Genomic DNA, 22,136 nt, shown 5'->3' with positions numbered 1-22,136 from the left:
TTTGTACTATAGTGTTTGTTTTAATGTGAATTTTCCTTGTTCTCCTAAAACTCCATCTGCAATATTGACAGCGTGATCACCGATACGCTCTAAATTACTTACCATATCAACAAAGATGATACTCGCATCACCAGAGCAACTACGTTCATTTAAGCGTAGTACGTGGCGTTTACGCAACACACGTTCCATTTGATCAATTTTACGTTCTTTTGTAATGACTGTTTGTGCGAGTGCAGTGTCAAAGTTTGTTAAAGCGCCAATTGCATCTTGCAATGTTGAAGTTGTAAGTTCAAGCATTTCATTTAGTTCTGCCATTGCTTCATCTGATAGTGTTATGCGATTAGAAATTTGAGAGTCTACAAGCTCCACAACGTTTTCTACATGGTCTCCAATACGCTCAATATCTCCGACAACAGATGCTAAGGCTGAATGTTTTTCGGAATCCATTGGTGAAAGTGGTTTTTCAGAAAGTAATACTAAATAATCGGTAATTCTTCTATCTAAGTTGTTAATAGCACCTTCTAATTGAGCTGCCGTATTAGCATGTTTCTTTTCTTTTGTATTTAAAAATTGAGTTGCTTCTTTTAGTCCGTGTAATGAGAACTCTGCCATACGAATAATTTCTTTTTGCGCCTCTGTTAAGGCAATGGCAGGAGATTGTTCAATAAAGATTGGATTTAAGTGCTGTGGTTTAAAGTCAATTGCAGCATCTTCTCCGCGAATAATCTTTGTTACAATCCATGCTAACACTGCAATGAATGGGAATTGAATAATCGCATTCGTTACGTTAAATGTTCCATGAGCAAAAGCAATTGTCATTTCTGGATTTAAGTTTAACGATGTCTGGAAATATTGAATCAAATTTGTAAATGGTACTAATAAAATTGTAAAGATGATGGTACCAACTATGTTAAAGATAACGTGTACTAGTGCTGCGCGTCTTGCTGCAATAGAAGTACCAATCGCTGCTAATACAGCTGTAATTGTTGTTCCGATATTATCACCGAATAGTACAGGTAGAGCAGCTTTTAAATCGATTGCACCTTGGCCAAATAATTCTTGTAAGATCCCAATTGTTGCGCTTGAGCTTTGTACAATTAATGTAAAGACTGTACCTACGATAACCCCTAGGACTGGACTGTTACTCATACTAACAGTTAATTCTTGGAAAGATTCTAAAGAATGAAGAGGTTTCATACCTGTGCTCATTAATTCCAAACCGAAGAATAACATACCGAATCCGAAAACGACTTGTCCGAGAGATTGGACTTTTTTATTTTTAAAGAAGAATAGTAAGATTGCTCCAACTGCCATAATTGGAAGAGCATATTCTCCGATTTTAATTCCAATAATAAATGCTGTAACGGTCGTACCAATATTTGCCCCCATAATAACACCAATTGCCTGTCTTAGCGTCATAAATCCAGCACTTACAAGTCCAACTGTTAAAGCAGTTGTTCCTGAACTAGATTGAATGAGTACGGTAACTAACATACCTGCTAGTACGCCCATAAGTGGGTTAGTTGTAAAGCGATCAAGTATGTCGCGGAGGCGATCACCAGCTGCTTGTTGCAGTCCGTCCCCCATGTACTTAATCCCGAATAAGAAAATACCTAATCCACCAATAAACTGGAAGATCATGTCTTGAACATTAAATTCCACACATTTCACTCCTTAAATTTCATGTACGGTGTAATTATCAACTAAAATTTGAGGTACTGTAAACGATTTACTGATAAAATTAACACTAAATTTACAAAGGGGTTAAAAGTTTACATTTATTTAAAGAAACTCCTGGATTTAATTGGTTTTAATGTTGTATTTAGGATGTTTTTGTAAAGGAATACCATTAGATGTAAAGGCCCTTTGTATATGTTTTGGGTTAATGCTAGAGAAATATGAAACATAAATTATGTCTTGCAAAGTAATAGCATGAATATGTATCAGTAAACTCATTTCACTATTTGTAAAAAGTAGGCATTGTTCCTGACGAAAGAATTTCCATTTACAATTACGAATTTCATAACTGCTATTGTGAATTACAAGCAGCCGGTGTGATAAAACAACATATAAATATGGATATTTCTATATTTTTGTAAAATTGGTATAATGTGAGAGTGTTAAGGGGAGTAGAATAATAGATAGTTAAATAAAGATTGTATAATCTAGCTTAGAATTAAGTAGGGGGAAAAAGTAATGAAATATGGATCTACGGTTTTAATGATAATGTTTATCTTATGTGGGACTATTTTATCAGGCTGTAATTCTGAAAAGCAACAAGTTGATACGAAAATAGAGAAGGAAAAGGAAGAGAAGGAAAAGGAAAAGAAGGTTACAAAGGAAGATCAATTTGAAGAAGTTCCGGTGCAGGCATCTATTACTGCTAATGATCCAATGGAAATCGATTTGAAACATAAAATTGATCCAGGTACGGTGACACCTGAATCTGTTTATGTAATGGATGAAGAAAATGCGAAGGTAGATAGTAAGCTAAAAATAGATGGAACAAAGCTTATTATTGAATCTAAGGATAAAGAGAAAAAACAAGGTACATATACGGTATTTGTAACAAGTAAAGTGAGAAAAGCAGATGGTTCAGAAATAGGAAAACCGCTCAAAGTAGTTTTTAACGTGAAAGAGAGTCAAAAACAAAATACAACTGAGCAAACTGAAAAGAAAAATGAATCTGAACCGCAGGGAAATGTCCAAAAAGAAGTAGTACAAGTAAAAGACTTTACATCATACAATGGGAAATGGACAGATTCAGATGACTATTGTGGAAATGGGATTTTTGTTATACTCCAGTTTAGTGAAAAAAATGTAGCGAGAGTTCATTTAGGTGCACAAATGCATGGTCAAAAGTCGAGAGATTGTGCAAATGCGAGACCGGATGGGGCAAAGGGAGGAGCTATTGTTACCTTTGATAATAATGGCGTTGGAACATTTACATTTACAAATCTAAGAAGTAATGTATTGCAAGAGGGAACGATTCAATTAGCTGGAAATAAAGTACTGTTAACGACGAAAATATTGGCTCCTGGAGAAAATGGGTCTGAGACTTATTTTGGAGACAATGTAACAACAAATTTAAAGTATCATCGTGATAAATAAGAGTTAGAAAAGGCTGCTGGGTCATCCAGCAGCCTTTTCATTTTTTTTATCCATCTGTTTTTGCTTTCGTACATTTGTAATGTAAATAAACAGAAACGTGATAAGTAACACAGAGGAATAACGATAGACAGTTGCATAGTCTGTAAAGTGTGCGATGAATCCGAAGATAATAGCACCTGCTCCAATGCCAAGGTCAAATGCAGAAAAGAATGTTGCAGTAGCAACGCCGCGGCGATGCGGAGCTACACGGTCAATCATCCATGCTTGTAAGGCGGGCTGTATGGCGCCGAATCCACTTCCGTAACAGCTTGCTGCAATAATTAAACTTGGTATTGTTGTTGTATATGATAATAGGATAATACCTGCAAATGTTAAGATAACACCAGGAATAATCACAAATGTATGGCCCTTTACATCGTATAACCTTCCGGAGAAGGGACGTGTTACTGCGATGGCAAGAGCGTTAAATAAGAAGAAAAGGCTAATATCAGCGATACCGACTTGCGCTGCGAATAACGTGATAAAGCTCCCAATTCCTCCGTACATTAATGTAATACATAGTATTAATAATGAAGGAAGTAAAGCTTTCCTTTCGATAAATCCATCTAAAAACGTTTCGTGTGTTTCTGGAATTGGTTTTTCAGTTGCTTGAATTTTGAGTAACTTTGTTAATATTAATGAAATTATTGTGCAAGATAGCGCACATAAAAAAAGAATCGTAAAGCTATAAGTCTGCATGAGCCAGAGTCCGATAAGAGGACCAAGTGCCATCGCGATCGTTCCAGAGAGGCCGAAATATCCCATACCCTCGCCACGGCGTGCTGCAGGAATTAAGTAAGAGACTACAGTCCCATATGTGGTTGTTGTAATACCAAAACCAGCTCCGTGTAAAATGCGAACAGCAAGAAGAAGGAAGACAGTGGAGGCAAATAGGTAGCTGCCCATCGCTAGTAAACAAATTGCAGTACCAGTCATTAAAATAAGCTTTTTACTGAATTTTTGTAGTGCATTTCCAGTGAGTGGCCGAATAATTAAAGCTGCCACAGTAAACATTCCAACAACAAATCCGATGTTTGAACTTGTACCACCAATTTCTTTCACATAAACAGGTAATGTTGGAATTAACATTTGAAAACCTAAAAACATACATAAGTTTGCTAAGATGAGCGCCATAAATTCTTTTGTCCATAATGGTTCTCGTTTTACGAGTGCTGCTTCTCCCATATATTCATCCCCTAAATATTTTTCTCTCTTCTTTTGAGTATATGTAGTGGCCAATCGAACAGTCAAGAAAGGTGAATCGAAATGAAATAACAATTTTGAGACCAAAAAATTTACAAATTTGTGTAATCACTACACAAATTGCTGCAAAAAAGGTAAAGTATAGATGTATAGTCTGCTAGTTGTTATGATTGATAGAGATGTTTTTTCTAAAAAGAAATCTGATTCAAATAAATAGTGAAGTAGATGGGGGTTTCTACTATTTTACTATTCATATTTGAAAGGGTTTACAAAATGATGAAGAAGAAAGAGGCGTATATGCATGAGACGATTAGGTATTTCTATTTATCCAGAACATTCTACAGTAGAGAAAGATAAGGAATATTTAACATTAGCACATCGATATGGTTTTACACGTGTGTTTACATGTTTATTATCAGTAGATGGGGAAAAAGAGAAAATTGTTAAAGAGTTTAAAGAAACGATTTCGTATGCGAATGAATTAGGTTTCCAAGTACTTGTTGATATTAGTCCGGCCGTTTTTGAACAGCTTGATATTTCTTACAACGATCTTTCATTCTTCAGTAAATTAGGTGCATATGGTATTCGTCTAGATGTTGGTTTCTCAGGATTAGAAGAATCTATTATGACATATAGCCCGTATGGATTGAAAATTGAGATTAATATGAGTAACGGTACGAAATATGTTGATAATATTATGAGCCATCGTCCGAACCGTGAAAATTTAATTGGTTGTCATAATTTTTATCCGCATCGTTATTCGGGCATTTCTTATGATCACTTTATAAAATGCTCAAAACAATTTAAAGATTACGGCATGAGAACTGCTGCTTTTATTACATCATTTGATGCGACATATGGTCCATGGCCGGTAACAGAAGGTTTATGTACACTTGAACAACATCGTGAATTGCCGATGACAACGCAGGCAAAACATTTATTTGCAACAGAATTAATTGATGATGTAATCATTGCGAATGCATATGCATCAGAAGAAGAATTAAAAGCGCTCGGAGAAGTAAATAAAGAAAAGCAAACGTTTGATATAGAGATTTATGAAACAACAACAGAATTAGAAAGAAAGATCATATTAGAAGAACCACATTTTTACCGCGGGGATGTGTCTGAATATATGATTCGTTCAACACAAAGCCGTGTGAAATATAAAAAAGAAGAGTTTAAACCGCATAACACAAGAGCGATTAAACGTGGTGACATTCTTATCGATAACGAACAATATGGTCAATATAAAGGAGAATTACAGATTGCTTTAAAAGATATGGTAAACACAGGGAAGACAAATGTAGTTGGCCGTGTAGTAGAGGAGGAAATCTTCTTATTGGATTATTTACAGGCTTGGGATAAGTTTGGATTTGTGTTAAAAAAATAATCCCTATCAATATGAATTTTTTGAATTAAAAAAGGTTGCCCTCCTATTATAAGGCAACCTTTTTCGCTTATTCATATCGTAAACATTCAATCGGATCAAGTTTCGCAGCTTTGTTAGCTGGCAGTAACCCGAATAGAATACCAATTAACATAGATAATGCTACTGAAATTAAACCTAATTTTATGGAAACAACAAGTGGCCATCCCGCGAAAATTGCGACAATCCAAGCGAAGAAAATACCGAGCATAAATCCAATGAATCCGCCTAATGCTGTTAAAATACAAGATTCAATTAGGAATTGCATCAATACTTTTCCGCGCGTTGCACCAAGTGCTTTACGGATACCAATTTCACGCGTACGTTCTGTTACAGAAACGAGCATGATATTCATAACACCAATACCACCAACTAAAAGTGAAATTGCTGCAATACCACCGAATACACTTTTTAATATACCTGTGAAGTTATCAATCTCTTTTAATACTTCTTGTGGATCTGGTACTTTAAATTTTCCTGTGTGCTCTGGTTTTTTCGCATCATTTAATGATTTTACAACTGCATCCTGCACAGCTCCCTTATCTTGACCTGGAGCAATTTTTACTGTTAAGCTGTCATAATTATTTTTCCCAAATAGAACAGGCCAGTTTTCAGCAGAGATGATACCTTCTTTAAACTCCATACCACCCATCGTTTCTTTTATAGAATATACACCGATTACTTTGTAAGGCGTACCTTTTATATCAATATATAAGTTTGGTTCCCATGAAGAGAACAATTTATCGAATGCATCTTTATTTAGTACAATGGCATGCTTTGGTTTATCTAAATCAGCAGCTGTTAAAAATCTGCCATGCTCAAGCTTAAATTTAGAAGCATCTTCAAAATAATCACCTTTCGCGCCAATTATATCAATATCTAATTCTTTTTTTCCGGCATATACTTTCTCTTTTCCTCTAACGTCAGGGTATACATCTTGAACACCAGGGATTTTTGAAACATTGTCATACATGCTTGCTGATATTTTTCCATCCATATCAGCATAATCTTCTGTTGTATAGTTTACTGAAAATTGATCCGTCTTTTCTTTCCCGATTTGTTCACGGAACTTTGCGTTTGTTCCGTCTCCAATAGAGATGATTGTAATAATCGCACTAACCCCGATAATAATCCCAAGCATCGTTAAAATAGAACGCATTTTATGAGCGAAGATAGAGGAAAGGGCCATGCGTATATTTTCACTTGTGTTCAAAATTAACCTCTCCAATCTTGGACGATATTTCCGTCACGAATTACAATTTGGCGTGCTGCCGCTTCCCCAATTTCTCGATCATGGGTAATCATAATGATTGTTGAGCCTTGTTTATTTAATTCGTAAAAGAGGTCCATAATTTGTTTACTTGTCTTTGTATCAAGTGCACCAGTTGGTTCGTCGGCTAAAATGAATTTTGGATTATTTACAATTGCGCGAGCAACGGCAACACGCTGCTTTTGCCCACCAGATAGTTCATTTGGTAAATGGGTTGCACGATCTGCTAGACCTACTTTTGTTAGTGCAGCTAGCGCACGCTCGCGGCGTTCCTTTTTGTCTACTCCAGCGTAGATAAGTGGTAACTCTACATTTTGCAGTGCATTGAGACGAGGAAGCAGCATAAAGTTTTGGAATACAAATCCGATTTCCTTATTCCGAATATGGGCTAACTCCGTTTCAGACATGTTTGAAATGTTTTGTCCAGCTAATGAATAAGTTCCGTTTGTCGGCTTATCTAAGCACCCGATAATATTCATTAATGTTGATTTACCAGACCCAGATGGCCCCATGATAGAAGTGAATTCTCCCTGGTTTAGCGTTACATCAATACCATGCAGAATTTCAACTGTTTCTTCACCGTTTTGAAAGGATTTCGTGATGCCTCTTAAATCAATCATTGGGCATTAACCTCCATACCATCCTTTAAGTCTTTTTCAGGTTTAGAGATGATTTGGTCACCTGTTTTCACGCCGGACACTTTTGCTTCGCTATCTGTTTCGAATTCAACAGTTACTGCTTGTTCTTTTGCTTTTCCATCTTTCACGATGAATACAACATTTTTATCGCCTTTTTTCACCATGCTGCTTTTTGGAACAACTGTACCAGTTGCTTCACCTGATTTACTTGTTACGTATACGTGGAATCCAGTTTGCAATTCTTCATTATTATCTAATGTAACAATAAATTGATAGTTAGATACTGTCTTGTTTTCATCCATGCTCTTTACTGGTGTTGTACCGATTTCAGTGACTTTACCAGTCCATGTTTTTCCGGGGACAGTTTTTGATGTAACGGTTACTTCTTGCCCAACTTTAACGTGAGCTAATTCGTATTCTGATAGCTGACCTTTTACTTTTAGAGGACCAGCAGTGCGAAGGGTAATGCCGCTCATACCAGTTTTTTCATCTGCATTTTTTGTAATATCTTCAATTACGCCATCGGCAGGACTTGTTACAGAAAGAGTATTTAGTTTTTCATTGCTTGCTTGAATCATTTGCGTTGCTTTTTCAACTTCAAATTTTTTCATTTCAAGCTGAGATTCAAGTTGCCCGATTTCAGTTTCAGTTGCTTTTAACAATTCCCCTGGTGAACCGGCATTTTTATCTTTTTGCAGCTTTTGTTTTGCTGCATTTAGTTGTTTGTTTAGTAATTCCACTTCTTTATTAGCCATTTTTTTTTGCATTTCTGCTTCTGTTACACCTAATTTCATAGCAGGATCATTATATTTAAAGAGTAGCTGACCTTTTTTTACTTCATCGCCCTTTTTAACAGATAGCTCATACGTACCTTTTGATGGGTCAAATGCGATTGTTTCTATTCCATTCGGAATGACTTCGCCGCCAAATTTTTGTGCATTTTCAATCTGCTTTTCTGTTACTTTATAACTGCTGTATGCCATAGCTACGTCAGAACCACCGCCAGCAAAAGCAAAATATGAACCTGCGGCAATTCCAATTGTTATTAAACCAGTAATGATTACTTTATTTTTCTTTTTCATTTATTTATCACCTTTTCGCTCGTTTTGGTATCTACTTTTAGTATAGAAGAGAAGGGAAATATGACAAATCTTTTTAGCTTACAATAACATTACAGTTTTGTAAGGTTTACAGATTAATAAAAATTAGGCTGAGATTGTATGGGATAAGCGAGGTTTGTTTTGTAAGTAAGCAAATTCATTGACGAGCCTTTTCTTTCTTACAATAATATTGTATGAAGGAAAGGAGGGAGAAAAATGGAAACTTATTTTCGAGCAGTTCCATTAGAACCGTTTGTTCCATACTCAAAACAACATGTTATTATACTTCTTCTTATCGGTATAGGAGTGTATTTTCTATATCATTTTCAAGATCTACTTCGTCAAGAGAAATGGAATAAGATGGTTCGCTATGCGATAGCTTTTTTATTCATTGGAAGTGAAATCGGGCTTGATGTATGGCAAGTGAAGGCTGGGATTTTTCAGTTGAGTACATCATTACCATTTGAACTATGCACGATTAGCTTACTATTAGCAACAATGATGGTTATTACAAAAAGTTATAAAATATACGAAATCGTCTTTTTTACGGGGATCATTGGTGCATCACAAGCAATCTTAACGCCAAACTTACAGTATGCTTTCCCGCATTTTCGCTTCATAGAATTTTTCATTGCACATGTATTATTAATATGGGCACCGCTCTTTATGACATGGGTAGAAGGATATAGGCCGACTTTTCACTCAATCAAGCGTACGATGATTTTTTTAAATCTATTAATTCCAATCGTTTCGTTTGTGAATTATGAAACCGGTGGCAATTATATGTTTTTAGCACATAAACCTGAAACAGCTTCATTACTTGATATGTTAGGACCGCATCCATACTATATTATTTCATTAGAAATTGTTGCGTTTATAGGCTGTTTACTTTTGTATATGCCATTTGCTAGCAATGAAAAACGGATACAAAAAGAATCACTAGAATCTTAATCTAGCGATTCTTTTTTTGTATAGAAAATATTTACAATTCTGAAAATTATTTATAAAATAGAACAGAATATAAATAGAATGGAAATTTGTATAGAGAGAAGGGGAAAAATGGTAAGAAAGGTCGTTTCAAATGGGGTAGATATTACAGTGCAATTGATCCTTTCCATTATAGGAATCATTTGTTTAGGTGCTCTTCCAAAATTATTTGAAGGATTGCATATTAACTTTTCACAGTATGTACAGGCTGTAAAGATGTTAGCTATCAAACTGATAGATCTTCCAAACTTAACATATGGGATGAATAAACCGTTATTTCCGCAACTATTCGTCCATTATAAAGAAACGATGGTTATTTTTTTAGCTTCATTCTTTATTTCTCTATGTATGGCTTTTGGTATTGTTTATATCATAATTAGAAGTCGTCCGCACATACAAAATCGTATCAAATCATTTCTTCTTTTTCTTGAGTCTATTCCAGACATTCTTCTTATTATTGGATCACAAATTATTGTCGTATGGTTTTTTCAAAAGACAGGTTTTTTACCGGTGAAAATTGCCGCACTAGGGGGAGAATCAATTCGGGGCTTACCGATTATTTGTTTAAGTATCCCAACTACGATTATGTTTATCAAGTTATTATTGCTTCGCTTTGAAACAGAATTAGAAAAAGACTATGTTTTATTTGCGAAGGCAAAAGGATTGGAACGTTTTTATATTTTAAATCATCATGTTGTACGAAACGTATTGCTTAGTACACTGTTTTTTGCGAAAACGAATATTTGGTTCATGTTATCGAATTTATATATTATCGAATGGCTTTTTAATACGCACGGTATTTTTATATTCATTAAAGACTATCCAGCGATTGAGATGTTTACAATCGGTGTTTTACTTATTTACATCCCAATTTTTATTTTATTTAAGTCGTTTCATTACTTCGTTCCGGATGCGATGAAAGAGAGGGCGTAAGAGATGTGGAAATATATAAAGCGTGATAGAAGGTTTTGGATCAGTAGTTTATTTCTCATTGTATTAGTTCTCGTAAGCATTGGAAATACGATATGGAATGATGGACAGATTCGGCAAGTATCTTTGCAGTATGATGCACAAGGAAATCCAGAAGTGCCACCATTTTCGCCTTCATTGCAGTTTTTACTTGGAACAGATCGAAAAGGTTATGATCTTTTAAATTTAGTTATTGAGGGTGCAAAATGGACGATTGGTATATCTGCTTTTATTGCTATCATGCGTATGATAATAGGTGTGTTTTTTGGCATAATATTAGGAACTTATATAAAAAGAGGCTTTTCAAAAATTGAAGCTTTTTTTGATAGTTTTACAGTAATTCCAACGGTCATGATTGCATATTTTTTACTTCGGTTTGCGACTAGCTTTGAAAATGGAGCAGAAACATCAAGTTTTTTTGAGAGAGCATCATTTCAAGTCATACTGTTTATTGTGCTTGCAATTCCTACAATTTCTCTCTATATTGCGAATGAAGTGCGGAAATTACAAAAGGAAGAGTTTATAGATGCTGCTCGTATACTAGGAGGAAGTAAGCGGCATATTGTTATGAAACATGTTTTTCCGCACTTATATATGACGTTTGTACTTGTGTTTATGCAGCAGTTTATTCAAACACTGATTCTTTTTCTTCATTTAGGATTACTTGAAGTATTTTTTGGAGGGACGGTACAGTTTGGTGGAATGGATAAAGAACTAGATTCTTATACACATGAATGGTCAGGTTTAATAGGTGTCTATTTTAGATCCCTAACAGTGCATCCGTGGATTCCACTCGTACCGATTACTTTCTTTGGACTTACTATTTTTTCAGGGAATATGATTGCACGAAGTATAGAGGATGCAATCGCGAAAGTAAGAGTAGGTGAAAGGAAAAAACAAGAAGGAGTAAAAGAGGTGCAGCAGGTTTCACTTCCTAAAGAAGAGTTATTTACATTTAAACATACGATGTAAAAGAAAAGAAGCAAGCACTTGTTAGAATGCTTGCTTCTTTTTTTATTTCGTAGAAACTTTACCTTCTGTTTGTGTTTGCGGAATAAAGTATCCTACAATACCTCCAATAATTGCTGGGACGATCCAACCAATCCCTAATTTGTAAAAAGGAATTGTACTTGCAATAGATGTAATCGCATGTGGCATCATTCCCACATTATCAAGCGCGTGAATACAGCTAATGATGAATGCAGCAATCATTGCACCGATGTATACAGATGGTTTACGTTTCGTATATTTATCAATAAATGATACAAAAATTAAGATGATTGTAATTGGATAAAGAATGATTAACACAGGTAACGTAATTTTGATTAACAAGTTGAGTCCTAGGTTTGAAACGATAAAGCTAAAAATACAAACATATAAGACAAGCTTTTTATAAGAAACATTGGTTAATACATTTGTGAAATAATTGGCAAATGCACTAACTACACCAATGGCTGTCGTTAAGCAAGCAAATATAATGGCGATGCTTAGCAGAATATTACCGCTTGTCCCAAATAATTGGTACATAATAGTTGCTAATAGCTGTCCACCATTTTCAAATTGTCCTAAATTCCCATTTGATGCTCCGATATATCCAAGTAAGAAATAAACGATTGTTAAGAAGAAAGCAGCAATACTTCCGCAAAGAATTGTGTATTTTGCAATAGATTTTTTTTCCTCAACACCATTTTGACGAATCGCATTTACGACAATTGTCGATAAAACGAGAGCGCCAATCGCATCTAATGTTAAGAATCCTTCTAAAAACCCTTTGAAAAATGGAATTTCTTTATAGTCGCCGACAGGGGGGATAGGTGTTCCCGCTGGAGACAGAATTGCTTTTGTTGCCATAACTGCAATAATTCCAAGTAAGATTGGTGTTAATATTTTTCCAATATGATCAACTAATTTGGATGGGTTTAATGATAAGAAGTAAACAACCGTAAAGAAAATAAGGCTAAACAGTAACATGGAATACCATTGGTCCTGGAAAAGTGGTGCGATTCCAATCTCATAAGAAACAGATCCAGTTCGTGGAATAACAAATAGTGGGCCAATTGAAAGGTAGATAATAATAGCTAGTATTGCTGCGAATTTTGGATGAACACGGCTCGCTAAGTTGTTAAAGCTACCGCCTGCAAGGGCAACAGCAACGATTGCTAATAACGATAAACCAACATCTGTAATGACAAATCCTGAAATAGAAACCCACATGTTTTCTCCTGAAGAAAGCCCAAGAAGTGGTGGGAAAATCATATTACCAGCGCCGAAAAAAACTGCAAATAGCAATAAGCTAATTGAGAGAATTTGCGATGGTTTTAAAGTTGTACGCATGTATAGAAAATCCTCCTAAGAATCTTTTTTTGTCGAAAATTCAAATAATTTGTCGAGTAACTGTTTTAATTTTAATCGTCTGATGACTAGAAAGCAACAGGGAATTTTAAAAAAAATTAAAAATAATGCGTTAAGTTGGATAATTATACGTTTATCCCGCTATGTGAGAGCAGTAATCTTCCTATTTCAAGATTCATAGAGAACATTGTCCAGTTCCAGTGGCTAGAATGTTCGGTGGCTTCGCTTCTTCCTGCGAGGTAAAAAACACCTCTACGTTAGAAGCTCCATCCCCTCACATTCTGGACGAGCCACTTCCACTTTTCTTTAAGAGGGTAGGTGGGAGATGATTTTTTGTGAAATTCCGATGGGTGCTGATTAATTCAAGTTTCGCTTTATATTTTTCTCATTTAAGGTGGCATACTACGTGTAAAGCTGTTTTGGATTAAGAAAGTAAAACTTTAACTAGTGAGGGGATTTTGTCTAGTTTCTTTTTCTAAATGATGATGTGAAGGTGTCACTGTCTGCGAATAGCGCGATAAAAATGTGTGAAATAAAGAAAGGTGACAGAGTATGGATTATGTAGAAATTTTTATTGAACTGCTATTTGGGTATGTTGTGTTATTTTTTGTCGTTAAAATCCTTGGGAAAACGCAAATAAGTCAAATTACACCATTTGATTTTATTTCAGCACTCGTTTTAGGGAATTTTTTAGGGGATGCTATTTATAATAAAGATGCCCATATAGGAAGGATTATCTTTTCCGTTATTGTGTGGGGAGCTTTCATATTAACTACAGAAATTATTACGCAAAAATGGAGAAAAGCTCGTTTATTCCTTGAGGGAAAACCATCTATTTTAATTGCAAATGGAAAGTTAGATTGGACCGAAATGAAGAAAAATCGTTTAGATGTTGATCAACTTCAGCATTTGCTTCGTGCAAAGGATATATTTTCTTTGCAAGATGTAGCGTTTGCAGTTTTAGAAAATGATGGATCGATAAGTGTGATGAAAAAATATGATGTAGATATGCCAACAAGAAAAGATTTGAAAATAAAAGGGAAGGAAAATGTATTGCCGATCCTTCTTATTAGCGACGGGGAGCTTATTACATACAATTTAAAAAAGTTTGGGTTACATGAAGTATGGCTGCAAAAAGAGCTAAAGAAGCAGAAAACAGATTTGAAAGAAGTATGTTATGCGGAATGGAGTAAAGGAGGGAGTCTTTATATTCAAAAATATTAGTAGGGAACGTGCACATACTGTTTTGGTATGTGCACAAAATAGTTAAAAATATATTTTCTTATCGCGTTCTTCTTTCAAAATTTCAACAGCTTCGCGGAAACGTTGGGAATGAACGATTTCGCGCTCACGTAAAAAACGAAGACTATCATTTATGTCAGGGTCATCTGATAAATTGATGAGCCATTGATATGTTGCTCTTGCTTTTTCTTCTGCAGCAATATCTTCATATAAATCTGCAATTGGATCCCCTTTTGCTTGTATGTATGTGGCTGTAAATGGAACGCCGCCTGCATTGTGATAAAATAGTGCACTATCATGATTGGCGTACTGAGCATCCAGCCCAGCGGCTTTCATCTGTTCTGGGGTCGCGTCTTTTGTTAATTTATAAATCATTGTTGCAATCATTTCAAGATGAGCAAATTCTTCTGTGCCGATATCTGTTAGTAAACCGACTACTTTATCAGGAATGGTATAGCGCTGGTTTAAATAACGGAGAGCAGCTGCTAATTCGCCATCTGCGCCGCCATACTGTTCAACTAATAATTTAGCAAGTGCTGGATTACAAGTACTTACTTTCACAGGGTACTGCAATTTTTTTTCATATATCCACATATTTTATCTCCTTTATCCCGCTATTTATGGAGGGTAATACTCCGATCTTAAAATTTAGCAAAAGAAAAAAGTTAGGTGAAGATTGATTATGAGTGGGGGATAAAACCCCCACTGATTCGATTTTCACTTCATATTTGCCATGGCCATGGACCTTTGCTCCATTCCCACGGGGCTTTAGAATAACTATTACCAAATTGTTGAAGTGGACCATACTTTTCCTCAATCTTTTGCTTTTGCAACCTTCTTTTATAGGAAAAATCATTAAATTGATTGATAGCTGTAACATCATCTGGATGAGTATCTAAATAAAGCGTGAGTTCGACTAATACAAAATCGAGTTCTTGCAGCTCTTCTATCCACTTATAATATTCATCTGGCAATGTTTGAGCCACGGATTCTCTCACCTTCCTTTCTTATAAGGGTTTTCATAAAAATCATAGAAAGCAGGCCACAAAGTGCCCTTTCTTAACGCTTCGTTAGGCGGGAATTGAGGTAAGTTTGGTGGCTGGAATCCCATATATAAATGAGGAGGAGTTGAATAAAATTTCTTTCCAATAGGCGGACAAGGATCGTTTGGGCCATGGTAAGGTGTGAAAGATTTCATAAATTTGTCCATAATATAAGCCTCCTTTACAAGTAAAATATTCATCACTATGTATTGTATTCAGACATAATTGTCATTTATGACTCATATAGAAAAACTAGTAGGGACAAGGGGGAGGTATATGTGGAGACGATTACAAATAACATTGTATTAGAAGTGAGGAATTTAAAGGAAACCTTATACTTTTATGAAGGGGTTTTAGGGTTTAAACCGAGTAGACACCGTCCGCAATTACATGTGCCTGGTGTTTGGTATGATGTTGATGCAACGAGAATTTGCTTCGTTTTAAATCGAGACAAAGATCAGGCTGTCGGCAGGGCATTATCTTCTTATATAAATGTTAATTTGCCATTTGACGATATAGAAAAGGTGCGGAAAAAATTAGAATTCTATTGTGTGTCATTTGAAGAATTAAAGGGATGTAACACGGAGAGAAGGGGGATTGTTGTGCATGATCCTGATGGGTATAGAATTTTAATTGAGCCGAGAGAGTAAGTAAGGAGGAGTTAATGGGATGAATAGCACGTATGAAGAAAATGCATTGTTTGAACATAAATTTTGGCTAAAGGTTCTTGGTGATCACGCCCAGTTTCTTTTAGATGCTTTAGCTCCAAATGAAAAAGAAGATATTCAAAAAGCGATGTATTTTGTCCAAATATTTGATAGGTTCCTCAGCAATATCCATACAGTAAATTTAATTGCATTTGCGAAAGATGCACACGAAGCCGCAGAGGGAATTAGGAAATTTAAGCTGAGTATTATACAAAAGCAGCTAGAAGGAAAAATCAAAATTCATTTTACACCAACTTTTCTTAACCATATGGTGAACGAAGTGGAAGAGTATATAACTGTGTTAGAGTATTTAATGAAAGGAGAAGTGCCACCTATTTTTCATGAGTTACATTATCATCTCGTTTGGCTAACGGATGCAGCTGGGCATGCAGGTTCCATTTCAGGTGGGCTAGATCTTGTCGAAAAACGACTGAAAGAGAAGTGCGAGAAATATGAAAAGCACTTTGAACAATTCTACTTGAAAGCTGTGGAAATGACGGGTTACTTACGGACAGAACTACACTCTTTTCCAGCCCTAAAGAAATTTACCAAAGATGTTGCATTGGAATTGAAATTATTTTCTCATTTTCTTCACGAGCTAGAGGAATTGGGAATATCTAATCAAGTATTAAGCATCATCTCTGCAAGAATGGCAGACCATATGGCAAGGGAAGAATGTTATTATTTATTGAAACTGGCACAAGCTTCTGGCTTAGAGACACCAAAGTGTAATCCACTTTAATTCATACTAATAAAAATTCGCAGAGATGTGGATTTTTATATGGTATTTTTGTTTTTTTAGGAGATGCTAGAAAGGAATTTATAGAAGGGAGGAATAGGAATGCAATTAGCAACGCATGAATTACGGGACTTAAGTGAACTGATAGCAGGAGACTATAACACAATTAATACGATGTCTACATATATACAGCAAGCACAGGATACGGAGTTGAAACAAATGTTACAGAAGCATCTTCCTCTTCATGTGCAAGATTATAATTTGAAGGTGGAATTTATACAAAGTGAGTCACCTCCCAATATATCAAAGTTTCAGCCGTCTAAATTAAAACCAGTATTAGCTTCTTATACAGAGTCACCTTCACAACAATATTCCCCCGTTACACCAAGCGTGGCTGCGCAGCTTCCTAATGATCGGTCAATCGCACTTGGATATTTACTGAATCAAAAGTCGTCTGCGTTTAATTGTGCAGGTTCTTTATTAGAGTGTGCGAATCCAGAGCTAAGAACGCTTTTAGAAAATACCTTCTTAAACAGTAGTCATCATGCTTATGATATTTGGCAGTATATGGTGAAAAAAGGATATTATCAACTATCGCCAGCACCAAGTTCTGAAATGCAAGCCATAGCAAGTATGTATCAGCCACTTCATGAAGGATAACTGAAAAAGATTGACAAGTTCTAGCAAATATTTTAAGGTAATTTTATAAGATTGCGTATATAAAGGGGAGTAACTTATCACAATAAAGTCGTCATTACAGGGAGAAACCCTCGGCTTTATTGGCAACATCTTTGTTGTTAGTGAGACCTTTACCGGCAATGGTAAAGGCCCCTTATTGTCTTTTTTAGGACCTTTACTATATTTGGTAAAGGTCCTTTTTGTATGCAGAAAAGGAGAGGTGAAAAGTGAAAAAGTTTATAAACCGATTTCGATTTATGCTTCATCTTCGCCAGTTTGGTCCATTTCTATATGACTTTTTTACATCAAAAGAAGTCGCAGTGCAGAAGAAAATCCTATCCATTGCTTTATTAATCGGGTATGTCATGTTTCCATTTGATCTTATCCCTGATTTTTTACTATTCTTTGGTGTATTAGATGATATTGCTGTTGTCTTATTTATTTTGCAGCGAATTGTGAAAATGGCGCCGAAGCACTTACAAGAAAAATATAATTTAAATAAAGGATAGGAGTTAATAAATGGAGCAGTTTATTTTAGATGTAATTGACTATTTAAAGCAGTTTTCTTATTTTGGTGTCATTCTAGCATTAACATTTGAGTTTATTCCAGCAGAAATTGTGCTGCCGCTTGTGGGGTATTGGGTATATGAAGGAGATATGAACTTTTGGCTTGCGGTATTAGCTGGAACGGTTGGAGGAACGACGGGGCCTCTAACACTATATGCACTCGGTTATTATGGTGGTCGACCGTTATTACTGAAATATGGGAAATACTTTTTTATTAAGGAAGAACAGATTCAAAAAGCAGATCATTTCTTTGAAAAATATGGACCAGCTGTGGCGTTTCTTGGGCGCTTTATTCCAGGAGTTCGTACGCTTATTTCAGTTCCATGTGGGATGGCGAAAATGAACATTTGGAAATTTAGCATATACACATTTGTAGCGATGTTACCGCTCACGACGCTATATATATATATCGGATTGAAGTTAGGACCTCATTGGAAAAAGGCAGGGGCAATGGTCGAACAATATACGCTACCGATACTAGGAGTTGTTTGTCTCATTGTAATAGGAATATTCATTTTCAAGTTTGTGAAAAAGAGAGATAAAGCGGAATCTATGTAAAAGATGATGAGACTATTTAATGCCTGTTCTAGATTATAGATCTAAATCCTTTTGTATTCCATGCAGGGCTAATCAACATCATATCTACTTGTAAATGGGACAATAAATGAAAAAGAGGCAACAATTAATCGTCGTGATTTCTATAAGAATTCTGGGACAAGCTTTTTTTTCATAGTAAGAGTTCATATTGTCTATTGTGGAAAAATTGATGAGTTGTGCCGAATCGCCGATATATAGAGTGATTCCGCTGATATATGAATTCGTGTTAGAATAAAAGTAGATAAAACATTAAGGGAGCGAATATTTTGGAACAGAAAAAGCTAAAAAGAATTCTTGAGTATGTATGGACTGCAGTTGTGCTCCTTGTTGGATATTATTTTTTGAAAGACAAAAGCATCTGGATTCTATTTTTAATGACTTTTTTATTAGCAGGCCTAGGAACGTTGTTTATTAACTTTTTCTTTGATAGTTTAAATGTATGGAGAAAGAAAAAGAAAGAAGCAAAATAGTAAAGGGGAATGAGTATGCGAACATAGAAGCTTGTGTATCAATTGGTTTACAGCTTGCATAAGCATATTTTTCATTCTACAAACGTTACTGGAAAAACCTCGAATGTAAAACAGCTCGCCTCTAATATGGCGAGCTGTTTTTTCATGCTTCTTTTTGTTCACTAGTATTTTCTTTAGTCAGTAAATGGCTATTGCGTCTAGAATAGAAGAAATATACACATAGCCCAATAACAAGCCAAACAGCAAAACTTTTCCACGTTGTTGCGGAAAGGTTAATCATTAAATAGAGACAACAGCAAATTGCAACGATTGGTAATATCGGTACGAATGGAGTTCGGAATCCTCGCTTTAAATTTGGATGTGTTTTCCGCAAAATGAGTACAGCACAGCTAACAAATATAAAGGCAGTCAATGTGCCAATATTGACTAAATTTGCAAGTAGATGTAGATCTAATAGACCCGCTAATAAAGCAGCTACAATTCCAGTAATCCATGTATTTAATAAAGGAATTTTCACTCGTTGATTCACACGAGATAATGCTTTTGGAAGTAGTCCGTCACGGCTCATTGCATAAGAAACACGAACTTGTCCGTACATAACGACTAAAAGAACAGTTGTCATTCCTGTCATTGCACCGACAGCTAATAACCCAGCGATCGTATCTTCACCAACAAAATGAAGAGCGAAAGCAACTGGATCTGAAACATCTAGCTGTGTATAAGGAACCATTCCAGTTAAAACAAAGGATACAATCATATATAGTGCCGTACAAATTAGAAGGGAACCGATAATTCCAATGGGTAAATCTCGCTGTGGTTTTTTCGTTTCTTCAGCAGCAGTTGCAATGGCATCAAATCCTAGAAAAGCAAAAAATACGGTTGCTGCACCTGTAATAATTCCATCATATCCAAATGGTAAAAATGGTGTCCAATTTTCAGGTTTGACGTACTTTGCACCTGCTACGATAAACGCGATGATAACTGCCAATTTAACTAATACCATAATATTATTAATGCGAGCACTTTCGCGTACACCGAAGCTAAGAAGGAGTGTAATCAAAAGTAAAATACATACGGCTGGTAAGTCGATTATTCCGCCTTTTCCCGTCCCGGGGGCCGAGGCGATAATGGCAGGTAGATGAATATTAAATCCGGAAAGTAACGATTGTAAATACCCTGACCATCCTACGGCTACTGCTGCAACTGCTAGTAAGTATTCAAGCATTAAACACCAACCGACGATAAAAGCAACAATTTCTCCAACTGTCATATATGCGTATGTGTAAACGCTTCCTGACATAGGGATAGAAGAAGCAAATTCTGCGTAACAGAAAGCTACGCATGCACAGGTAAATGCGGCAATAAGAAAAGATAACATAATACCAGGACCAGAGTGCTTGGCCGCAACGATTCCTGTTAAAACGAAAATACCTGTCCCAATTACAGCACCAATACCTAAGAAGGTTAAATCTAATGCGGTTAATGTTCTTTGTAATTGTTTTGGTGATTCAGTAGTAAGTGCCTTTTTTCGTAATAGTGACTTCACTTGGACTCCCCTCTCATTCCTTGATTTTCACAACTGCGAATATAATACGAGCCCATTGTAAAAGAGTATGTAAGTGAATAGAGGTACAGTTGTGTATGGATTATAAAAACTCTAGAATTGCTGTAGTCATTTTATTATAATTCAGAATATTTTGTCAAATAAAAATATGAAAAATAAAATTTTGATTGGAAGGGAAAACTATCTTCAAGAATATAAGCATTTTTTAGTAGGAGAAGATACTATGTTATTTTATTTTGAACTTGTCGTTATTTTACTTTGTACGAAATTAGCTGGCGATATTAGCGCCCGGCTTGGCCAGCCATCGGTGTTAGGGAAATTAATTGTGGGAATTATTATTGGACCTGCTGTCTTTGGAATTATTAATAGCTCTGAACTTATTGATGAACTGAGTGAGATTGGTGTTTTGTTACTTATGTTTATGGCAGGGCTCGAAACGGATTTAGAAGAATTAAATCGTAATTTGAAATCTTCATTCGCGGTAGCGATGGGAGGTATCATTTTTCCTTTTCTCGGTGGATATTTGGCAGGACTCGCCTTTGGGATGTTACAATCACATGCCATTTTTCTAGGATTATTGCTGTGTGCAACATCGGTGAGTATTTCTGTTCAGACATTACGTGACTTAGGAAAAATGAATACAAGAGAAAGTATAACAATCTTAGGAGCTGCGGTGTTTGATGACGTTATCGTTGTCATTTTATTAGCTTTTGTGATGAGTTTTTTAGGCACGCAAGATGTGAATATTACACTTGTCATCGCTAAGAAAATTATCTTTTTCGTGAGTATTGTTTTTATTGGCTGGAAAGTTGTTCCGTGGATTATGAGGATGCTGGTACCACTTCGAGTATCGGAGGCATTAATAAGTGCAGCACTTATTATTTGTTTTTCATTTGCGTACTATAGTGAAAAAATGGGGATTGCTGGTATTATCGGTGCATTTGCTGCGGGGATTTCAATTTCCCAAACAACATATAAACATGAAGTAGAACATAAAATAGAGCCGATTGCGTATGCGATTTTTGTTCCGATCTTTTTTGTTAGCATTGGTATGGAAATAACATTTCAAGGGATTGGAAACCAAATTTGGTTTATCACTATCATGACAATTATTGCAATTCTTACGAAATTAGTGGGATCTGGATTAGGCGCAAGGTTAACAGGATTTAATTTGGAATCCTCGATTAGCATTGGAGCTGGGATGGTATCACGCGGAGAAGTGGCACTGATTATCGCAGCTAATGGATTAACAGCGAATTTATTGGCGAAAGAAAGTTTCACTTCAATTGTCATTGTTGTTATACTTACAACGATTATTACGCCGCCATTATTGAAGAAGTATTTTGTATAAGCGAAAGGAACTTATCGGTTGTTGATAAGTTCTTTTTCATTAAAATAAAAGCAACCGCTAGCAATGGAGGTTGAATAGTGAAA

At 35.7% G+C, this 22,136-nt stretch carries 23 protein-coding genes; 13 read left to right on the top strand and 10 right to left on the bottom strand.

All coding sequences use genetic code 11. The features are described from left to right. Positions 1–6: 6 nt before the first annotated feature. On the bottom strand, positions 7–1,662 hold the full coding sequence (locus tag CN288_RS00340; RefSeq protein WP_098301656.1) for a Na/Pi cotransporter family protein: 1,656 nt from the start codon (positions 1,660–1,662) through the stop codon (positions 7–9). 534 nt (positions 1,663–2,196) lie between these two features. On the opposite strand from CN288_RS00340, the gene CN288_RS28565 reads away from it, so the two are divergent. Beyond that, entirely contained in the window at positions 2,197–3,111 is a 915-nt protein-coding gene (locus tag CN288_RS28565; protein WP_170833665.1) for an Ig-like domain-containing protein, read from the top strand. 21 nt (positions 3,112–3,132) lie between these two features. On the opposite strand, the gene CN288_RS00330 is transcribed toward CN288_RS28565, so the two are convergent. Then, positions 3,133–4,335 carry an MFS transporter gene (locus tag CN288_RS00330; protein ID WP_098301655.1) on the bottom strand — a complete coding sequence of 401 codons (1,203 nt, stop codon included), beginning with the start codon at positions 4,333–4,335 and terminating at the stop codon, positions 3,133–3,135. Between the two features lie 319 nt (positions 4,336–4,654). On the opposite strand from CN288_RS00330, the gene CN288_RS00325 reads away from it, so the two are divergent. Further along, positions 4,655–5,743, top strand: a complete 1,089-nt coding sequence (locus tag CN288_RS00325) for a DUF871 domain-containing protein (protein ID WP_090691246.1) — start codon at positions 4,655–4,657, stop codon at positions 5,741–5,743. Positions 5,744–5,810: 67 nt separating this feature from the next. Here CN288_RS00325 and CN288_RS00320 read toward each other — a convergent pair whose 3' ends face one another. From CN288_RS00320 to CN288_RS00310, 3 genes are read right to left on the bottom strand one after another with little or no spacing between them, the layout of a single operon-like run. Beyond that, positions 5,811–6,968, bottom strand: coding sequence for an ABC transporter permease (locus tag CN288_RS00320; protein ID WP_441296541.1), 1,158 nt, complete (start codon positions 6,966–6,968; stop codon positions 5,811–5,813). Positions 6,969–6,994: 26 nt separating this feature from the next. Beyond that, on the bottom strand, positions 6,995–7,669 hold the full coding sequence (locus tag CN288_RS00315; RefSeq protein WP_026592782.1) for an ABC transporter ATP-binding protein: 675 nt from the start codon (positions 7,667–7,669) through the stop codon (positions 6,995–6,997). After that, positions 7,666–8,769, bottom strand: a complete 1,104-nt coding sequence (locus tag CN288_RS00310) for an efflux RND transporter periplasmic adaptor subunit (protein WP_098301654.1) — start codon at positions 8,767–8,769, stop codon at positions 7,666–7,668. Before CN288_RS00310 ends, CN288_RS00315 begins: the two co-directional genes overlap by 4 nt. Positions 8,770–9,003: 234 nt before the next feature. On the opposite strand from CN288_RS00310, the gene CN288_RS00305 reads away from it, so the two are divergent. From CN288_RS00305 to CN288_RS00295, 3 genes are all read left to right on the top strand, one after another. Continuing rightward, positions 9,004–9,738, top strand: a complete 735-nt coding sequence (locus tag CN288_RS00305; protein WP_098301653.1) for a YwaF family protein — start codon at positions 9,004–9,006, stop codon at positions 9,736–9,738. 108 nt (positions 9,739–9,846) lie between these two features. Next, complete coding sequence (locus tag CN288_RS00300; protein ID WP_090691256.1) at positions 9,847–10,707, top strand: ABC transporter permease subunit; 861 nt, start codon at positions 9,847–9,849, stop codon at positions 10,705–10,707. Positions 10,708–10,710: 3 nt separating this feature from the next. Next, the gene (locus CN288_RS00295; RefSeq protein WP_026592778.1) at positions 10,711–11,715 is read left to right on the top strand and encodes an ABC transporter permease; all 1,005 of its coding nucleotides are present in this window, start codon (positions 10,711–10,713) and stop codon (positions 11,713–11,715) included. A 42-nt stretch (positions 11,716–11,757) separates the two neighbouring features. On the opposite strand, the gene brnQ2 is transcribed toward CN288_RS00295, so the two are convergent. Next, positions 11,758–13,077 carry a branched-chain amino acid transport system II carrier protein BrnQ2 gene (brnQ2, locus tag CN288_RS00290; RefSeq protein WP_098301652.1) on the bottom strand — a complete coding sequence of 440 codons (1,320 nt, stop codon included), beginning with the start codon at positions 13,075–13,077 and terminating at the stop codon, positions 11,758–11,760. A 570-nt stretch (positions 13,078–13,647) separates the two neighbouring features. Here brnQ2 and CN288_RS00285 point away from each other — a divergent pair. Further along, entirely contained in the window at positions 13,648–14,319 is a 672-nt protein-coding gene (locus CN288_RS00285) for a DUF421 domain-containing protein (protein ID WP_026590769.1), read from the top strand. A 42-nt stretch (positions 14,320–14,361) separates the two neighbouring features. On the opposite strand, the gene cotJC is transcribed toward CN288_RS00285, so the two are convergent. From cotJC to CN288_RS00270, 3 genes are all read right to left on the bottom strand, one after another. After that, on the bottom strand, positions 14,362–14,931 hold the full coding sequence (gene cotJC, locus CN288_RS00280; RefSeq protein ID WP_026590768.1) for a spore coat protein CotJC: 570 nt from the start codon (positions 14,929–14,931) through the stop codon (positions 14,362–14,364). Positions 14,932–15,059: 128 nt separating this feature from the next. Next, on the bottom strand, positions 15,060–15,323 hold the full coding sequence (locus CN288_RS00275) for a spore coat protein CotJB (protein ID WP_026590767.1): 264 nt from the start codon (positions 15,321–15,323) through the stop codon (positions 15,060–15,062). An 8-nt stretch (positions 15,324–15,331) separates the two neighbouring features. Beyond that, positions 15,332–15,547, bottom strand: coding sequence for a spore coat associated protein CotJA (locus CN288_RS00270; RefSeq protein ID WP_026590766.1), 216 nt, complete (start codon positions 15,545–15,547; stop codon positions 15,332–15,334). Positions 15,548–15,658: 111 nt separating this feature from the next. On the opposite strand from CN288_RS00270, the gene CN288_RS00265 reads away from it, so the two are divergent. From CN288_RS00265 to CN288_RS00240, 6 genes are all read left to right on the top strand, one after another. Next, complete coding sequence (locus tag CN288_RS00265; protein WP_026590765.1) at positions 15,659–16,030, top strand: VOC family protein; 372 nt, start codon at positions 15,659–15,661, stop codon at positions 16,028–16,030. Between the two features lie 19 nt (positions 16,031–16,049). Then, positions 16,050–16,829, top strand: coding sequence for a DUF2935 domain-containing protein (locus CN288_RS00260; protein WP_026590764.1), 780 nt, complete (start codon positions 16,050–16,052; stop codon positions 16,827–16,829). 99 nt (positions 16,830–16,928) lie between these two features. Further along, the gene (locus CN288_RS00255) at positions 16,929–17,486 is read left to right on the top strand and encodes a spore coat protein (RefSeq protein WP_026590763.1); all 558 of its coding nucleotides are present in this window, start codon (positions 16,929–16,931) and stop codon (positions 17,484–17,486) included. 245 nt (positions 17,487–17,731) lie between these two features. Continuing rightward, positions 17,732–18,013, top strand: coding sequence for a YkvA family protein (locus tag CN288_RS00250; protein ID WP_026590762.1), 282 nt, complete (start codon positions 17,732–17,734; stop codon positions 18,011–18,013). Between the two features lie 10 nt (positions 18,014–18,023). Then, positions 18,024–18,629 carry a DedA family protein gene (locus CN288_RS00245; RefSeq protein WP_026590761.1) on the top strand — a complete coding sequence of 202 codons (606 nt, stop codon included), beginning with the start codon at positions 18,024–18,026 and terminating at the stop codon, positions 18,627–18,629. 305 nt (positions 18,630–18,934) lie between these two features. Further along, positions 18,935–19,138 carry a hypothetical protein gene (locus tag CN288_RS00240; RefSeq protein ID WP_026590760.1) on the top strand — a complete coding sequence of 68 codons (204 nt, stop codon included), beginning with the start codon at positions 18,935–18,937 and terminating at the stop codon, positions 19,136–19,138. Positions 19,139–19,280: 142 nt separating this feature from the next. Here CN288_RS00240 and CN288_RS00235 read toward each other — a convergent pair whose 3' ends face one another. Continuing rightward, positions 19,281–20,684 (bottom strand): amino acid permease, encoded by a 1,404-nt coding sequence (locus CN288_RS00235; RefSeq protein ID WP_026590759.1) that lies wholly within the window; start codon positions 20,682–20,684, stop codon positions 19,281–19,283. A gap of 241 nt (positions 20,685–20,925) precedes the next feature. Between CN288_RS00235 and CN288_RS00230 the strand changes: the two genes are divergently transcribed. Next, positions 20,926–22,053 (top strand): cation:proton antiporter, encoded by a 1,128-nt coding sequence (locus tag CN288_RS00230; protein WP_098301651.1) that lies wholly within the window; start codon positions 20,926–20,928, stop codon positions 22,051–22,053. The last annotated feature ends 83 nt before the right edge of the window (positions 22,054–22,136 follow it).

The sequence above is a fragment of the Bacillus sp. AFS023182 genome, from assembly GCF_002560575.1.
Classification (GTDB): domain Bacteria; phylum Bacillota; class Bacilli; order Bacillales; family Bacillaceae_G; genus Bacillus_A; species Bacillus_A arachidis.
The sequence above is the reverse complement of the archived record's forward strand: the minus strand, read 5'-3'. Positions and strand labels throughout refer to the sequence as shown.